This is a genomic window from Paenibacillus oryzae (assembly GCF_001675045.1).
GTDB classification, from domain to species: domain Bacteria; phylum Bacillota; class Bacilli; order Paenibacillales; family Paenibacillaceae; genus Pristimantibacillus; species Pristimantibacillus oryzae.
On record NZ_LYPA01000080.1, the window covers coordinates 293337 to 308997 of the forward strand.

Below are 15661 nucleotides of genomic sequence, written 5' to 3' on the forward strand. Positions count from 1 at the left end.
AGGAGTTAAAGTATGAGATACAAATACCCTTATACAAACGAAGAAGAGAAGCAGGCTCTTGTTGAAACGCACGCAGATAAGCATCTAGTTGAAGAGCAATATTTAATAGACGGGAACTATCTCGTTTTTGCAGACGAACCACTTACTCCAGCAAAGCCTCCGATAGCTGTAACTGTCGAGGCGTTGGAGTACGAAGCCGCATTGCTTGCGCTGGAATTGGTCGATACCCAAGCAAGACTCCAACAGTCCGAAAATGATCATGCCACACTCCTGCTGGAGCTGGTTGACAAGGGGGTGATCTAGCATGGATTGGTTTGAAATCGTTAAACGGCATTACGATGCAAAGAGATACAATGACGAGCAAGTTGCTGTTTTTGTAGCTGGTAACAAGATCACGGCAGCTCAATATCAACAAATCACAGGTAAACAGTATGACCCCGCTGCATAAGTAGGGTTATTTTTTTATGGGAGAAGCCAGATGATATGGGGTTTATGAGTGCATCCTATTTCTTGTAAGCAACGTGCTTACTAAGAGAAATGTGGAATTTTGAATCGCTGCATCACATTTCTGGCCATTGGCTCAAAACTAAGCATTTCAAAATGTATAACCGCCTATTGATCATTTTAAATTAGACTGGTGCATCGTATGTTTTACAAAGATATGTACAATTTGTTAAGGGGGAAGCCAATAGCGGCTTCCCTAATTTATTTTCTGGAGGTTTACACATGGAAGCATTAGCGAAAATAACAATCGCAGCAGGAGGGGCGGTTGCATCTTATTTGTTTGGGGGTTGGTCGATCATGTTATCCATTTTGCTAACCTTCGTTATCATTGATTATTGCACCGGCTTGGCTGCGGCAGCCAAGGAGGGAAAGCTCAGGAGCGATGTGGGGCTATGGGGCATTGCTAAAAAGGTGATGATTTTCGGAATCGTAACCGTTGCGCACCTGATTGACACAGCGCTGGGCGAAGCGCATTTATTCCGGGACACCGCCATCTTTTTTTATCTGTCCAATGAGCTGTTATCGCTGATTGAAAATGCGGGCCGCATCGGCGCTCCCATTCCCCCTGCCCTGCAGAGGGCTGTAGAAGTGCTGAAGAGCAAATCCGGCGACAATCCGTTTAACGTGGAGAGGTACGAGGAATCTCAGCAGCAGGCTGAACATGAAGCAAGTCGTGAAGTAGCTCATGAAGTAACTCATGAAACAACTCATAAAGCTGCTCATGAAGCAACTCAAGAAGCGGCGCCAAAAGAGAAATCCACCGCCACACACGACAATGAAGGCGTATATACGGCCCAAGCTCATATCGAAGAAGAACGGCCAGCCAGCCTGAATGGGCCCCATATGGGGGAGAGCAGCTCCGAGATCACCTCCATAGATCACAAGCACCCCAATGACCAAAGCCAGTCAGGAGAAAAAATCCATGATCGCCCATAAGCGTATCCGCATCCAAAATGGCCGGGTCGAGGAGGGGACATTGACCTATGCGCTTACTGGCGCAAACAGCAAGGAGCAGGGCTGGACAGATATCCGCATCGCCAGCTTGCCGCCAGACGCGATTATCCGCACGGAGCTGGTGACAGCCAAGGGTAAAACAGTCAGCGCTATTTTGGCGCAGCAGGTTGAGCGGCATGGAGGCGAGTGGCTTTGCTTCAATGCCTCCTTTGTCTCCCAAGACGGCACATTATTGGGCCTTACTCATAAAGCGGGACAAACCCTATTTCCTGATGTTAAAAGCAAAACCGAGCATCGCCCGCATTTTTACCGCAAGGGAGGTAAATTTGGCATCGGAAGGCAGCAGAGTGCAGCCGGGCTTGATTGGGCAATCAGCGCCGTGCCGACACTTGCCGCAAACGGCAAGCCTTACCTAACGCCTCCTGAAGCAGAGCAAACACCGGCAGACCTTATCGCCTCAAACCCGCGTTTGCTCGCCGGCATCAAAGCGGACGGCACTCTTTGCCTCATTTTGGGCGATGGGCGCGGAAGCTATGACAAAGGATTGACGCTATCCGAATCCGCGCAGCTTGCCGTCCATTACGGCTGCACCCAGGCCGTCAATCTTGACGGTGGAGGCAGCGCCACCCTTGCGACGAACAATGCCCAGCTTCGCAGCATGCTAGAGATCGACAAGGCAAAGCGCCAGCGCCCATACCATGTGGCAGATATGTCGCTCAATCATACAGAACGAATGGTGCACCATGCTATTGCCATTCAATTTGACCCCAAAAAGCTTTTTCCCCGTTATGTAATGAATCATATCCCTGGCAATACTCCTAACAATCGCCGTTCGGGGCGCACGCTTAAAGCCTCGACCTTGACCATACACAATACGGGCAATCCAACCAGTACCGCGCTTAATGAAAGAGCGTGGCTGACCAATCCAGCCAATGGAGTAACCGCCAGCTACCACATTGTCATCGGACCGGAATCGACGGCGGCAAACAGCGCTCCGATGGCGATTGAATGCTTACCGCTTAACGAGGTGGGCTGGCATGCCGGAGACGGCACCAAGGCCGGTGGCGGAAATATGACGTCCATCGGCATAGAAATTTGCGAAAGCGGCGATTACGAAGCAACATTGACATTCGCCGTTCAGCTTGTAGCGGACATGCTGAGGACAAGAGGCTGGGGAGTGGACCGCCTGAGACGGCATTGGGATTGGCCTTCATCATCGGGCTATCGCAAAATATGTCCCAGACTCATGTACAACGGCGGAGACTGGCGCGATTGGACTAGCTTCAAGGAGCGGGTCAATGCGGCTCTTCAACAGCTTGAGGCAGGGGAGACAAACGGAGAAACAGAAAAGCCGGGCGGTAATTCTTTCAAAGACAATGACAATGATAGTCCCGCTATTCCTGATAGTCCTGATAGTCCTGAAAGTCCCGGAATACCTGCTGTTCCAGATAGTCCGAATCCGCCCTTAACCTCCTACACCGACGTCAAAGCAGGCCATTGGGCAGAAGAAGCGATTCGTGACGTTACGGAAGCCTCGCTTATGCAGGGTTATCCCGATTACAGCTTTCGCCCTGAACAACCCGTAACCAGGGCGGAGCTTGCAGCTGTTCTTCAAAAATTGGGTGGAGCCTTCAACGGTCTCATGGCTCCTGCACAGGACGGGGATGAAGGTCGTTCACTTGAATCCAAATAAATCTATTGTCACAAAGTTGTCACCTTAATTTTTCCAATTGTCATCTTAATCTATGGACGCTTCTTCTGACATCTCCTATAATGAACAAGCAAAAACCAACATCTGGAAGAGCTTGAAGGGGAGATTAAACCATGAAGTATGACGGGGTTAGGTTGGACCATAAAAAGTCAAAAAAGGTACAATGTGAACAAGAAGTGCAATACAAACAAAACTTACAAATCTCACAAATCACACAAATTGCAAAGTATACACAAAACGCAATGGATAACATGAACCAAACCATTGAAAATGACCCAAAAGCATTTCGAGATAAAACAAAGAGATCTTCAAATAAACGGCCTAAATGGCCTTCCAACAAGCTGGCCCTGCTGCTAATTTGTATGCTAAGCATTATGCTGTTAGCAGCTCCCGGCTTTTTCCCGCATCATGCCTCCGCCGAAACCGGGGACAAGCTTCAGAAAATATCCCGGTTCATAGAAGTGCAGCAAAGCATCAGCAAAATTCCGGGGCTCTCTGTTGTTTTAGTCGAAAAAGGAGAAACCATCCTGCAGCAAGGCTTTGGGCTGGCCGATGTACAGTCCAAAAAGCCTGTCACCAGCGAAACGCTGTTTGAAATCGGCTCGACAACAAAGGCGTTTACCGCGTTGGCGATTTTACAGCTGGAGGAGCAGGGGCTGCTGCATCGCAGCGATGATGTTTCCGCCTACATCCCATGGATGAAGCTAAGCTACAAGGGAGAGCAGCAACCCATTACGCTGAACCATCTCCTCCACCACACAAGCGGAATTCCTTATAGTTCCATTGGGCGAATTCCGGAAACCAATGCCGCAGATGCGCTGGAGGCTACGGTGAAAACACTGCTGGAAAAGCCGCTTAACCGCTTGCCGGGCAGCTCCTATGAATACGCAACGATTAATTATGATGTGTTAGGCCTGATCATCGAGAACGTTTCAAAAATGCCTTATGATGAATATGTGAAGCAATATATTCTGGAGCCGTTAGAAATGACGGATACCTATGTTGGGCTGCATCAACTAAATGAAAGCCATTTGACGAAAATGGCCGTTGGCTACAAAATCGGCTTTATGAAGCCGCGCGTTTTGAAATCTCCTGTTTACCGCGGCAATATACCCGCAGGGTATTTGGTCACCAACGGGGAGGATATCGCAAAATGGCTGAAGCTTCAAGCAGGCGGAAAAGAGAGCAGCGCTTTTAATCCTGCTATCCTTCGGGCGTCCCATACTCCGGACGAGACTGTGAAGCCCCTGGCGCCTGATTCTTATTATGCAGCGGGCTGGATTGTTGAAAATAGAAACGGCGTATCCTATATTTCGCATGCAGGCGAAAATCCAAACTTCTCCTCGTACATTGTTTTGAAGCCGGATGAGCAGGTTGGAATTGCGGTATTGGCCAATATGAACTCGACATTTCCTACTGCTATAGGTGAAGGCGTGATGAGGATTTGGGAGGATCAGGAAGGGGCACCAGATCATTCTGATTTTTACCTGACCTTTGATCGTATCCTGACCGTTGTTAATATTGTCATCATTTGTTTAGGCATATCAGGGATTATAGCCATAGCTGTCATGTGCAAAAAGGTTGCAAGCCGCAAAAGAAAATGGACGCGGCCAACCCGCGCTCGTACCGTTATTTTCAACCTGTTTACCTTGTTGGTGGCTGCAATTGTTATCATGACGCCACAACTTTCCCTTGGAGGCTTGCCATTGCCGGTTATTAAGGTTTGGGCTCCTGTATCGGTTGCCGTTACGCTGTATTCCGCTCTCGCTGTATTGATCATTGCATGGATTTGCAGAGTGTTTTTCCTGTTTACGCGCAACATACGTAAGCCATAAAAATGTAGCCTTCTTATTACCTATAAAATAAAAATGAACCGCCGGGACTTCCTTAACCATGCTGACCATGTGCAGCAGAGGGCAAAGGAAGTTCTGCGGTTCATTTTTTCCTTAAAATAAAAGTCTCACCATTGCCATCGCAAGCACGCCCACAATGACCGTTGCGGACAAGCTTCGAGTCCATAGCGCCACGACAGCTGTAGGAATTAATGCAAGGAGCCCTTCCCAGTTTACGGCAAGTGTCCCGCCCTCCTGCACCAGCATTCCCTCCACGATTAGCGCCGTTAATAAAACAAGCGGCACGTAGCTGAGCCATTTTAGAACGGGAGCGGGCAGCTTGACGCCTCTGACCAGCGCAAATGGAAGGATGCGGGGCAGGATGGTGACGATGGCGCAGGCGGCAATCAGCCAGAACATCGGCATGCTTGTACTCATTGGTCTATCACCGCCCCCAGGCCCGCTACCAGAATGGTCGAGAGCAGCACTGCAATATAGGTCGGCATAAAAAATGAAAAAAGGACCATCGTAATGATTGTACATATAATTAACGTCAGACTTGTCCCGATTTTGGAGGAAACTCCATCTCCAATCTGAAGAACAAGCAAGGCAACAAACATGGCTGTCAGGGCAAAATCAAGCCCGAGCGGCTCCGGATTTTCGACCCATTGTCCCGCAACAGCCCCCAGCAGGCAGGAAAGTGCCCAGCATACATACGCAGCAAAATTGAGACCATACATCCATTTGTCCCCAAGCCTAGAACCGCCCGCAAGCTTGCTGGCAGCAACGCCGAACGACTCGTCCGTCAGTAAAATACCGATACCGATATTGCGTCCAAGAGAATAATGAGAGAAATGGGGCGTCAATGTCAGGCTAAGCAAAAAATGGCGAAGGTTCACCATAAATGTCGTGAAAATAATAACGGCGGGAGGGCTGCCTGCCACTAGTAACGCGCAAAAAATAAATTGAGAGGCGCCGCCGTACACAAGAAAAGAAAGCAGCGCTACCTCTAGCACGCTGATGCCGGACGAAATGCCGACAACTCCAAACGCAAAGCCAATGCTGATGTAGCCCAGCAAGGTCGGAATACAGTCCTTAATGCCTTGCCAATAGCTATTTTGGCCCGGCATAAGAGCTGCAGCTCCATTTTGGGATGAACTCATGATGGCGGAACTCCTTTGCAGTGAAACTTGATTTACAAGTGAAACTCTATTTTACGTAAAAATAGATAGGAATAATAGGTAAAGAATGGGCGGCAATTATGATCATTATAAACAAGGCTGTCAGGGAAGTCGACTTAAACCGGCAAGCTCGTCGTATTTCAGCAAATGCCTGTCTATACTAACCCATACCTCTCAATTTAGCTTGCATAGAATAGAGTAAGCGGATCAGGGAGGAGGATGCTTATGTCTAAAAAAATGAAGGTCAGCGGTTGGGAAAGAGGCGCTGTAAGAGGGGCATACAGAGGCAAAAGGAAATTCCATCATCACGAAGATTTTGCAGTGGAGGGCATTCAGGAAATCAGCCGCGATTTGAGTAAAACGTTCGCTCGTTTACGTTGTCGACGTAATGCACGGCGGTTGGTTCATGCCATTCGCTGTTGTGACGCAGCAACTATCAATTGCCTGCTGGCTGGCTGCCATTCCAGAGTGGTGTGCTTCTTCAAAAAGCCTGGTTACGACTGTGTGAAAATTTGCAGCTTCGGACGCGGCGGAGCAGCTACAATTACCTTTGATATTTGCGTCAGAAGCCTGTGCAACGGATATGGCAACGGCTACGGCTACGGAGGCGGGTATGGCGGCGGATATGGTTTCTTCTAAGGCTTGATGGAGCAGACTTATCGGCTAGCTCTTTTTGCTGTAGGTGGACAAGACAGGCGGGCTGCAGGGTTTAAGACCTGGAGCCCGCCTGTTTATGGCCTACCGCTCGAAACGTTAAGTATTCATTCCTTTATACAATTTTGAAGCTTTTCCAGCACATCTATATAGTACGAGAACGGCCGCGGTACAAACTGTCCGGCAGTTATCATCCGGCTGATGAGCTTGTACTCATTATTTTTTCCAGCGTTCGCGTGCTCAATGCCGGTAACGGTCAAGGAATCGCGCTCGCCGCGAAAAAGCGCCAGCATATCGGAAATTTCCGCTTCATAGACGCCGGCAACCTCCTCCTGCTGAAGCGCCAGCGACTCCAGCGGAATAGAAGTGATAAGGCCGTACACATCGCTAACCTCGCGGTCAATAAATGGTTTCCCGCCAACTAGGCCGTCCGCTTCCTCCCGCACCTGGTCCAGATAAATCAGCTCCTGTAACGAAACGGATACGCCAAGCTCCTCCTTTAGCTCACGGACAGCATCGGACAAGCCTTCGCCAGCGAGCAGATGCCCGGCTGCCGTAATGTCATAGCAGCCGGGATTGGTATCCTTGCCGAGCTGTCTGCGCTGAAACAGGACCAGCTCCCGTCCGTCGGATCGCCTTGCCAGCCAGCAATGGAAGGTACGATGCCAATAGCCTTTGGCATGCGTCTCCCGGCGAGAAGCAGTCCCGATTGGATTCAGCTCCTCATCGTAAATATCAAAAAACTCCTCAGGCATTAGCGGCCGACTCCAGCTGAGAGGTGCAGTGCTTGCAGCGGGTTGCTTTTACGGGAACCTGCGACAGGCAATAAGGGCATTCCTTTTCGGTAGGCTCCGGCTTTGCCGCATTAGGATCTTCCTTTTTGCGGCGCAGGGCGTTAATGCCTTTTACCAATAAAAACACGCAAAATGCCACAATAATAAAATCAATCATTACATTAATAAATTGCCCGTAGTTGATCGATGGAACAGCGGCCAGCTCATCGCCGGTTTTCCCTGCGGGATCCGCCAGGTAAACTTTCAGGTCCTTGAAATCTACCTCTCCCATTACTCTTCCGATAGGAGGCATAATAACATCGTTAACCAGAGAGGTGACGATTTTGCCAAAAGCGCCTCCGATAATGACACCGACGGCCAGGTCGACGACATTGCCTTTTACGGCAAACTCCTTGAATTCATTTAACATTTTCATTCCAATAAAACCCCCACGCTATGGATTTGCTTGCTATCATTATGAACAAATCTAGCATTACTAATACGACAAAGCAAGAATGAGATAAAACATTAGAAAATTATAAAATCTTCATTCCTTTTTGAAGGCATGCGAAAAGGATATTTTGGGAAGATGTCGAACTTTTTACCACATAAGCCGGACAGACTCCTGATAGCATCTGGTGAAGATGGGTTCATACTTTTATTTGGGAGGATAGCCATGATTATTTCTACGTGGATTGGCAACCCCTATTATTTTTTGCTATCCATATCCATACTAAGCTACGTTTCTTATACGATGATCCAAATAGTTCATCAGGTTGCATCCAAGCCAAGGCCATGGCTCTATCCTCCTCTTCTGGGGGCGGCAGTTGTTTTTTCTCTCGGACTTTGGACCAAACATACGGTTGCGCTGCTAGCCTCGGATCGGATGCTGGCGGTGAACTGGAGAACGGTTTTTATTTTTGGCATCACGATGAGCCTTGTGTACGGTGCGCTCCTCCTTCATATTCGCAAGCCGTTTTCGGAAAGGCTGACGGATTTAGCGGCTTCCGCTTTGATGGCTTTCGCCGCCGCGATGCTTCATTATCTGTCATTCCTGGCCCCCTCCTTTGTATACTACACGTTTTCAGCGTTTCCGCTTATTCTTTCCCTCATCGTTATTTGGCTGGCCTCCTTTTTTACCTTCAGCATCATTCGTTGCAAGCCGCGTTACGATGCCCTGATAGGCGCAGTTACGATGGGCGCCGGCGGGGTTACGATGCATCAGCTTGGTCTGCAAGCTCTAATGGTTCAGTACCGCGACATTCTCACCATTGACAGGCTGAATGAATATTTGCTTTTGCTGGCGGTTATTTTGTGGATGGCGGCTTTTCTGATTACAAGCTTTAGTCTTGTCACCTGGTCAACCCAGCGAAAGTATGCCGCCATGGATGAACGCTATAAGCTGCTGGTGGAAAATTCGCTGGATACCATTGTATTAATCAAGGATGGCAGGTGGGAGTATATCAATCCGTCCGGTCTGGCCCTGTTTCGGGCAAGCCATGAGGCACAGTTGCTTGGCACCTCTATTTTTCATCTGCTGCAAAAGCCGTACCATGAGGAAATGGCGGAATGGCTTGGCGGCATCCGGGCCGGCGAAACGCTGCCCTCCAGCACGGTCGAGCTTCAGTGGATTACATTGGAGGGAGGGCTGATTTTGACGGAGGTGGTTCGAACCAGCACGATTCTGGATGGCGTGCCTATTATGCAAGCCATTATTCGGGACATCAGCGAGCGTAAAAGAAATGAGGAGCTATTCGTTAACGCGGAGAAGCTGACCATTGCCGGACAACTGGCGGCAGGGATTGCCCATGAAATCCGGAATCCGCTAACCTCTCTTAAAGGGTTTATTCAACTGATTGCCACAGGGCGGGTTCCCAATGACCGTTATTCCGCTATTATGAATTCCGAGCTGGCTTTGATTGAAACGACTATTAGCGAATTGCTGATGTTATCCAAGCCTCAGATGAATGAGTTTGTAGTCATCGATTTGCGACAGCTGCTCAAGGAGAGCATTCAATCTCTTCACAACCAGGCCAAAATTGGAGGCGTCAAGCTGGAAATGGCAGACCAGCCGCAGCCGTTATGGGTCAAGGGCGTCGAGAGCCAGCTCAGGCAAGTATTTATTAATGTGCTTAAAAATGGTATCGAGTCCATGCACAATGGAGGCAAGGTTACGGTGGCCTTCCGGCAAGCGGACGAAGAGATGGATGAAGAGGATCATTCCATCATCATCAGGGATGAAGGAGTTGGAATGCCGGACGAGCAGCTGGCCAGAATCGGGCAGCCTTTTTATACGACAAAGGATAAAGGGACGGGGCTTGGTCTTATGGTCACTTATAAAATCATCGATAATCATCAGGGGAGCATTACAGCTGAGAGCCAGATAGGAGCTGGAACCACCTTCACAGTCAACTTGCCGCAGCATCATATGCCGCATTCGGCTTTGGTTGAAAAGTAAAGCAAAATGTGATATACCTTAATGAGGAATAAATACGAACATGTGATCTCATTAAATACTGGCAGGAGGAAATCAATTGGCAGAGCCGTTAAAGAATATGTATGATGGAAACTTTCTTGAAACATTTGCAGCAAGCTTGCAAAAAGCATGGGGGGACTTTGACGAAGAAGCTTTTATTGGCCGAGTGAGGAGCGGGAACTGGACGGAGCTTGAGCTAAAAGAAAGAATCAGGCGAATTGCGGAAGCGCTGGGGGCGTCTCTGCCAGAGGATTACGAGGAAGCATTAGCAATCTTGTATCGGATTGACGAGCAGTGTACGGGATTTCCGTATTTGTTTTTCCCTGATTTCGTTGAGGTTTTTGGCAGGGAGGAGCGTCATTTCGAAAAATCGATGGAGGCGCTTGCCCGCTTTACCCGCCGCTCCAGCTCCGAGTTTGCTGTACGCCCATTCATCCTGGAGCATCCGCAGAGAATGCTTGCTCAGCTTGCGGAATGGGCCGCACATCCCAATGAGCATGTGCGGAGGCTTGCCAGTGAAGGCTCGCGTCCGCGCTTGCCATGGGGCCAATCCCTGCCGCTGTTCAAGCGCGATCCGCAGCCCTTATTGCCTATTCTGGAGGCGCTCAAAAATGACGAATCGTTGTATGTCAGGCGCAGCGTAGCGAACAACCTGAACGATATCGCCAAGGATCACCCGGAGCTGGTGCTGCAAGTAGCGGGAAGCTGGCTCGGCCAAACGGCCGAAACCGATTGGATTGTCCGGCACGCCTGCCGAACGCTGGTCAAGAAGGGCAATCGGGAAGCTATGGCTTTATTCGGCTATGCGTCCAGCGGAGAAAGCACAGGCAGCGGGCTGGCGACGGAGGCTGCTATTAGTCTGAGCAGCGAAACCGTCCCTTTTGGAGGAGATACAAGCATTCGTTATCGCTTCAGAGCGGGACAAGCCGCAGCGGGAGCGGGTACGCTGAAATTGCGAGTGGAATATGGAATTGACTTTGTGAAATCGGGCGGAAAGACGTCCTTAAAGCGTTTTTTGTTATCGGATCGGGAATATGCTGCAGGGGAGCAAGCCGAAGGGGTTCGTACACATAGATTTGCGGACTTGACTACCCGAAAGCACTATCCGGGGCATCATGCCGTAACACTGTGGGTTAATGGCGTGGAGGTGGCTCGCACATCGCTAACGCTGCTTGAGCCTGACTACGGCGGATAATGCTTATTTTGCCTAGCGACAAGTTTACTGACATAATTTTTATAACCAAATATGGTATTTACTTGCTTTCCGAGATGTTTTAGGGTAATATAGGAACATACGTTTCTATTCTTGTCTATCGGGAGGTTTGGGATATGGTTATATTAGGTGAAGATACGATTCATCGGTATAAAGGATTTATAGAGTGGATGGATACCTTACATGATTTGGATGACAATGTTTGGGTAACTCCAATCGCTGAAGGCAAAGCAACAGTTGCGGAAATCGTTTCCCATCTTCAAAATTGGGATCATTACCTTATCCACACTATTATCCCGGCAATTAAAAGGGGAGAGGGCATGGTCTTTCCCGATTTTGATTCGTTTAACAAAAAGGCTTATGAATATGCGCGATCGGGCATTGCTAAAAATAGAATGCTTGCGGAATTCAAGCAAACCCGTCTTCAACTGGTTGAGCTGCTGCTAACAGAGCCGGACGTTGCTGCTAAGCATGTGACTGCTAACGGCACCGAAAATTGCCCTCATACAGGCACTCCTTACTCATTGCTTTACATCATCCATGAATTTAGCGATCATGACAATCATCATAAAAACCAGATTTCCGCTTTGGCTGCTGCAAGCAAAGCATTGTAAGCCATAGCGATGCGATGAAATTGGCTTCGCAGGGGTTACTCTGAAAAGCCTCTGAAAAGCAGCGGAAAAATCAAAGACGCTTTCTTTTACCGCAGGCAGCGGATTGGGAAAGCGTCTTTCTTTTTTACTCCTTGTTTTTGTTGCTTGTTGTATGACGTCGGGGATGCTGCATGTGAGCCTCCGAATTATCGTCATCGTCATGCGGAACGAGCCGGGGATCTGTTTTTCCATCATGGTGATTGTCGAAATCCAGCTCTACCTGCTTCCATTCCGTGGACCCCAATATGGGATCGGAAGGAAACGTTTCGCCTCGCTTCATCTGCTCGTCTCTTCCCCATTCGTTACGGTAAACGCCGTCAGCCTCTACGGTTTCGCCGGATAGAGGCTCCATCCGATGTTTTTCCTGATTGCTCATGCTGCCCATTGCCCCTTTATTCAAAATGATGGGTCAAGCGTTGCGTCAAATGATGGCTTGCAGTGTCAGTTTACAGGCCGTGCTTGGGTACAGCATCGGAATCGGCTTTGGATTGAAGCTTGCTGGCTTTCTGCTTGCTTGCCAGCTTGCGGTCTGCGAGGGACTGCGCCTTGCTTGCAGACAACTGCTCATTAGAGTGGTGTTTGCCGGACATGGCAATCGCTCCTTCTTCATGCATATGGATCTTATCGCGGAAGATCAGAATTAGTTTGTCACAAAACCGCAATTCCTATCAGCCGTTTACCTGGTAACGATTTTCCAGCCGTTTGCCCCCGAACCACATGACAAGCACCGCAGTAACGGACACAAAAATCCGCCAAGGCTCCTCCACCAAATTGCTGATATCGAAGCTGATAATCGAAATACAGAAGATCATGACGCCTTTACCCAGTAGCGTCGCCAGAAAAAAGGTGTGAAACGGTACGCGGCTTAAGCCGGAAACAACCGTAATGACCACCGACGGCGTAAATGGAAAACAAGCCAGCAGAAAGAGGGGGGTAAAGCCTCTTCGTTCAACCCAATTAAAGAAGCGGGCAGACTTGGGAAACCGCTTCAGCAATTTGGCCTGTACGTTTTTACCCAGTGTGCGGCAGAGCAGGAACAGAACCAGGGCGCCCCCGACAACCCCGCTCCAGGAAAATAGAAATCCGAATCCTAAACCGTAGATGTTGGCATTTGCCGCAATGATAAGAATTAGCGGCAGGAAGGGGAGGAAGGCTTCAATAAAGGGCAACAATATGCCCGGCAGCGGACCGAATTGAGAATAACTCTCCAAGGTTTGCTGTATGCTGTGGATATCCATGTTTTTTAAATTGTTGATCCAGTCTTGCCACGCGCTCATCGTAAATGTCCAAATCCTTTCCATCTGGCATAAAATAAACCGATTAATGCAAACACGGCCGCACTGCTCCAGAAAACGGCGGTTTCACCGCCATGCAGAGCAAGCACGCCTCCGGCAATGGGGCCGACCATAACGCCGACTCCTTCAAAGGTAGACAGCAATCCCCAGCCTACGCCCTCTTGCTTAGGCGGAACGTAGGAGGCGAGCAGCGCGTTCCATGAAGGCAATATGGCGGCATAGGACAAGCCAAGTCCCAAAGCAATAATTAAACAATACCAAAAGGAGAGGCCGCTTGCCAACAGACAGAGTCCAATCGCAAAGGCAAGAAAACCGCCGACAAGGAAAAATTTTTGTCCTCCAGCCTTGTCGGACAGCTTGCCCATGGGTATGAGGCCAGCAACGGCGAATAAACCGCCTGATGCCAGCAGGAAGGAATATTGCGCTCCGCTGAAGCCTAGCTTGTCCACGGCGTAATGGGGCAAAATCGGCAGCAGCATGCTTGCCGCCATCGTCTGCAATATCATGCCGGGCAGCAGCATTCGCATCGCGGAAAGCTGATTCTTCAACGCTCGAAGCTGCTCGCCAAACGGCACTAGCCGAAGCTTGATGGATGCAGCGGGCCTCATAACCAAGCCTAGCAGTGCGGCGGCCAAGGAAAGCAGCAGAAGCAGCTGGTAGGTCCATTCGGCGCTGTAATCCAGCATAATATTGCACAAAATAGGACCGCCGCCAAGTCCGATCAGCCAAATGGTATACAGAGTCCCCATTTGTGTAGCCCGGTGCTGCGCGGAAACTTTGGTCAGGCATATAATCCAGATTGGTGACATGCCGATTCCATACAAGGCCGCAGCGCCGATGAACATCCAGGGCACATCGGCAAATTGCAGGGCATAAACGCCAGCTAGTGCAATGATTAAGCTAATTTTCAGGATCAGCCCCGGCGAAAACCGGTCGAGCAAATAGCCGATGGCTATTTTCAAGACAGTGTCCGTTATGTAGTGAGCCGAAATGGCGATTCCGATAATATCCGGCGAAAGGCCAAGCGTGCCCGCGCCATAAATAGGCAGCAGGCTGATGAGCACTGCTCCGCGCACGAATTGAACAATAAGCAGCGTAAGGGAGAGCAAGCTCATTTCTCCTTTAAACCACGAGGATGTCGCTGTAGGCACGATCAAGCTCCTTTTTAGGGAAGGGATAGTTTTTTTCCTATTATACAGAAATATGTTTCATATCCAAAATGTAGGCGGATGTTTGATCCCGTTCCTCAATCCGTTATACTTAAAGGGTAGTCCATTATCCAATCCATTTGAGGAAGGGTGAAGCAGCATGGAATTTACATACCTGGGCCAATCGGGTCTGCGGGTAAGCCGTCTTTGTCTGGGAACGATGAACTTTGGCGTCGATACGGACGAGAGGGAAGCGTTTCGCATTATGGATGCCGCTCGTGATGCGGGCATCAACTTTTTTGATACCGCCAATATTTACGGATGGGCTGAAAACTCGGGGCGTACGGAAGAAATTATCGGCAAATGGTTCGCCAAAGGCGGGGGCCGCCGCGAAAGCACGGTATTGGCGACCAAAGTGTATGGCGATATGCATGATTCCCATGATGGACCTAACCGGGAAAGAGGACTGTCCGCGTACAAAATTCGCCGTCATCTGGAAGGCTCGCTAAAACGACTTCAAACGGATCATATTGAATTATATCAAATGCATCATGTCGACCGGAATGTAAACTGGAGCGAGCTTTGGGGAGCTTTCCAGCAAGCGCAGCTGCAGGGCAAAATCGGGTATGTAGGCTCCAGCAACTTTGCCGGATGGGATATTGCTGTAGCGCAAGGGGAGGCGAAGGCGAGAGGTCAGCTTGGCTTGGTGTCGGAGCAGCATAAATATAATTTGCTTTGCCGATTGCCGGAGCTAGAAGTGCTGCCGGCATCCAAAGCGCTTGGCTTGGGCGTAATTCCGTGGAGCCCGCTGGATGGCGGCTTGCTGAGCGGCAATCATCGCCGGAAGGATGGCGGACGCCGGAGCGGAGATGAAAAACGATTGGAAAAACACCGCGCTCAGCTAGATGAATATGCCAAGCTTTGCGACGAGCTGGGACATGCCGAGGACTTGGTATCTCTTGCATGGCTGCTTGCCAATCCCGCAGTGACGGCTCCAATTATTGGCGTGCGTACATTGGAGCAGTTCGAGCGTTCTCTTAAGGTGCTTGAGGTGGAGCTCGACGAAGCCGCTATGAAGCGTCTGGATGAGATTTTCCCAGGACCCGGCGGCGATGCGCCAAAAGCATATGCGTGGTAAAAATATAAGCTGAACTGAAAAATAGCAGAACGCAAATGATTCGACTTAGCGACATTTTCAAAAATATATTAAATTCCACATTCTCAAAAACAGCGCCAGCTTACCGGACTATCTACCGGAGCTGGCGCT

At 49.5% G+C, this 15661-nt stretch carries 18 protein-coding genes; 10 read left to right on the plus strand and 8 right to left on the minus strand.

Going from position 1 to position 15661, the window contains the following annotated elements:
- Positions 1–12: 12 nt before the first annotated feature.
- The 5 genes from A7K91_RS25255 (at position 13) to A7K91_RS25270 (ending at position 5004) form a co-directional block, all read left to right on the plus strand.
- On the plus strand, positions 13–303 hold the full coding sequence (locus tag A7K91_RS25255) for a hypothetical protein (protein ID WP_068687254.1): 291 nt from the start codon (positions 13–15) through the stop codon (positions 301–303).
- A gap of 1 nt (position 304) precedes the next feature.
- Positions 305–448 carry an XkdX family protein gene (locus tag A7K91_RS26275; RefSeq protein WP_082967741.1) on the plus strand — a complete coding sequence of 48 codons (144 nt, stop codon included), beginning with the start codon at positions 305–307 and terminating at the stop codon, positions 446–448.
- A 278-nt stretch (positions 449–726) separates the two neighbouring features.
- Positions 727–1440 (plus strand): phage holin family protein, encoded by a 714-nt coding sequence (locus A7K91_RS27485; protein WP_082967742.1) that lies wholly within the window; start codon positions 727–729, stop codon positions 1438–1440.
- Complete coding sequence (locus A7K91_RS25265) at positions 1427–3151, plus strand: phosphodiester glycosidase family protein (protein WP_068687255.1); 1725 nt, start codon at positions 1427–1429, stop codon at positions 3149–3151. The genes A7K91_RS27485 and A7K91_RS25265 overlap by 14 nt, the downstream gene beginning before the upstream one ends.
- Before the next feature lie 380 nt (positions 3152–3531).
- Positions 3532–5004, plus strand: a complete 1473-nt coding sequence (locus A7K91_RS25270) for a serine hydrolase domain-containing protein (protein ID WP_068687389.1) — start codon at positions 3532–3534, stop codon at positions 5002–5004.
- Between the two features lie 111 nt (positions 5005–5115).
- Here the strand turns inward: A7K91_RS25270 and A7K91_RS25275 are convergent, their stop codons facing one another.
- Positions 5116–5439 carry an AzlD domain-containing protein gene (locus tag A7K91_RS25275; RefSeq protein WP_068687256.1) on the minus strand — a complete coding sequence of 108 codons (324 nt, stop codon included), beginning with the start codon at positions 5437–5439 and terminating at the stop codon, positions 5116–5118.
- On the minus strand, positions 5436–6164 hold the full coding sequence (locus A7K91_RS25280) for an AzlC family ABC transporter permease (protein WP_211274567.1): 729 nt from the start codon (positions 6162–6164) through the stop codon (positions 5436–5438). The genes A7K91_RS25275 and A7K91_RS25280 overlap by 4 nt, the downstream gene beginning before the upstream one ends.
- Positions 6165–6407: 243 nt before the next feature.
- On the opposite strand from A7K91_RS25280, the gene A7K91_RS25285 reads away from it, so the two are divergent.
- The gene (locus tag A7K91_RS25285; protein WP_068687257.1) at positions 6408–6821 is read left to right on the plus strand and encodes a hypothetical protein; all 414 of its coding nucleotides are present in this window, start codon (positions 6408–6410) and stop codon (positions 6819–6821) included.
- A 122-nt stretch (positions 6822–6943) separates the two neighbouring features.
- Here A7K91_RS25285 and A7K91_RS25290 read toward each other — a convergent pair whose 3' ends face one another.
- Together A7K91_RS25290 and mscL are read right to left on the minus strand one after the other, a co-directional pair.
- Complete coding sequence (locus tag A7K91_RS25290; RefSeq protein ID WP_068687258.1) at positions 6944–7591, minus strand: NUDIX hydrolase; 648 nt, start codon at positions 7589–7591, stop codon at positions 6944–6946.
- Positions 7584–8045: a large-conductance mechanosensitive channel protein MscL gene (gene mscL, locus A7K91_RS25295; protein WP_068687259.1), complete on the minus strand. Its 462-nt coding sequence runs from the start codon at positions 8043–8045 to the stop codon at positions 7584–7586. The genes A7K91_RS25290 and mscL overlap by 8 nt, the downstream gene beginning before the upstream one ends.
- A gap of 240 nt (positions 8046–8285) precedes the next feature.
- On the opposite strand from mscL, the gene A7K91_RS25300 reads away from it, so the two are divergent.
- The 3 genes from A7K91_RS25300 (at position 8286) to A7K91_RS25310 (ending at position 11912) form a co-directional block, all read left to right on the plus strand.
- Complete coding sequence (locus A7K91_RS25300) at positions 8286–10067, plus strand: ATP-binding protein (protein WP_068687260.1); 1782 nt, start codon at positions 8286–8288, stop codon at positions 10065–10067.
- 76 nt (positions 10068–10143) lie between these two features.
- Positions 10144–11280, plus strand: a complete 1137-nt coding sequence (locus A7K91_RS25305) for a DNA alkylation repair protein (protein ID WP_068687261.1) — start codon at positions 10144–10146, stop codon at positions 11278–11280.
- A gap of 134 nt (positions 11281–11414) precedes the next feature.
- On the plus strand, positions 11415–11912 hold the full coding sequence (locus A7K91_RS25310; protein WP_068687262.1) for a DinB family protein: 498 nt from the start codon (positions 11415–11417) through the stop codon (positions 11910–11912).
- Between the two features lie 124 nt (positions 11913–12036).
- Here A7K91_RS25310 and A7K91_RS25315 read toward each other — a convergent pair whose 3' ends face one another.
- The 4 genes from A7K91_RS25315 to A7K91_RS25330 form a co-directional block, all read right to left on the minus strand.
- A complete protein-coding gene (locus A7K91_RS25315; protein WP_068687263.1) occupies positions 12037–12327 on the minus strand; it encodes a transposase in 291 nt (96 codons plus the stop codon).
- Positions 12328–12397: 70 nt separating this feature from the next.
- Positions 12398–12541, minus strand: a complete 144-nt coding sequence (locus A7K91_RS26790; RefSeq protein ID WP_169833453.1) for a hypothetical protein — start codon at positions 12539–12541, stop codon at positions 12398–12400.
- Between the two features lie 78 nt (positions 12542–12619).
- Positions 12620–13228 carry a TVP38/TMEM64 family protein gene (locus A7K91_RS25325; RefSeq protein WP_068687265.1) on the minus strand — a complete coding sequence of 203 codons (609 nt, stop codon included), beginning with the start codon at positions 13226–13228 and terminating at the stop codon, positions 12620–12622.
- Positions 13225–14397, minus strand: coding sequence for an MFS transporter (locus tag A7K91_RS25330; protein WP_245697815.1), 1173 nt, complete (start codon positions 14395–14397; stop codon positions 13225–13227). The genes A7K91_RS25325 and A7K91_RS25330 overlap by 4 nt, the downstream gene beginning before the upstream one ends.
- Positions 14398–14554: 157 nt before the next feature.
- Between A7K91_RS25330 and A7K91_RS25335 the strand changes: the two genes are divergently transcribed.
- Positions 14555–15532, plus strand: coding sequence for an aldo/keto reductase (locus A7K91_RS25335; protein ID WP_068687267.1), 978 nt, complete (start codon positions 14555–14557; stop codon positions 15530–15532).
- Positions 15533–15661 lie beyond the last annotated feature (129 nt).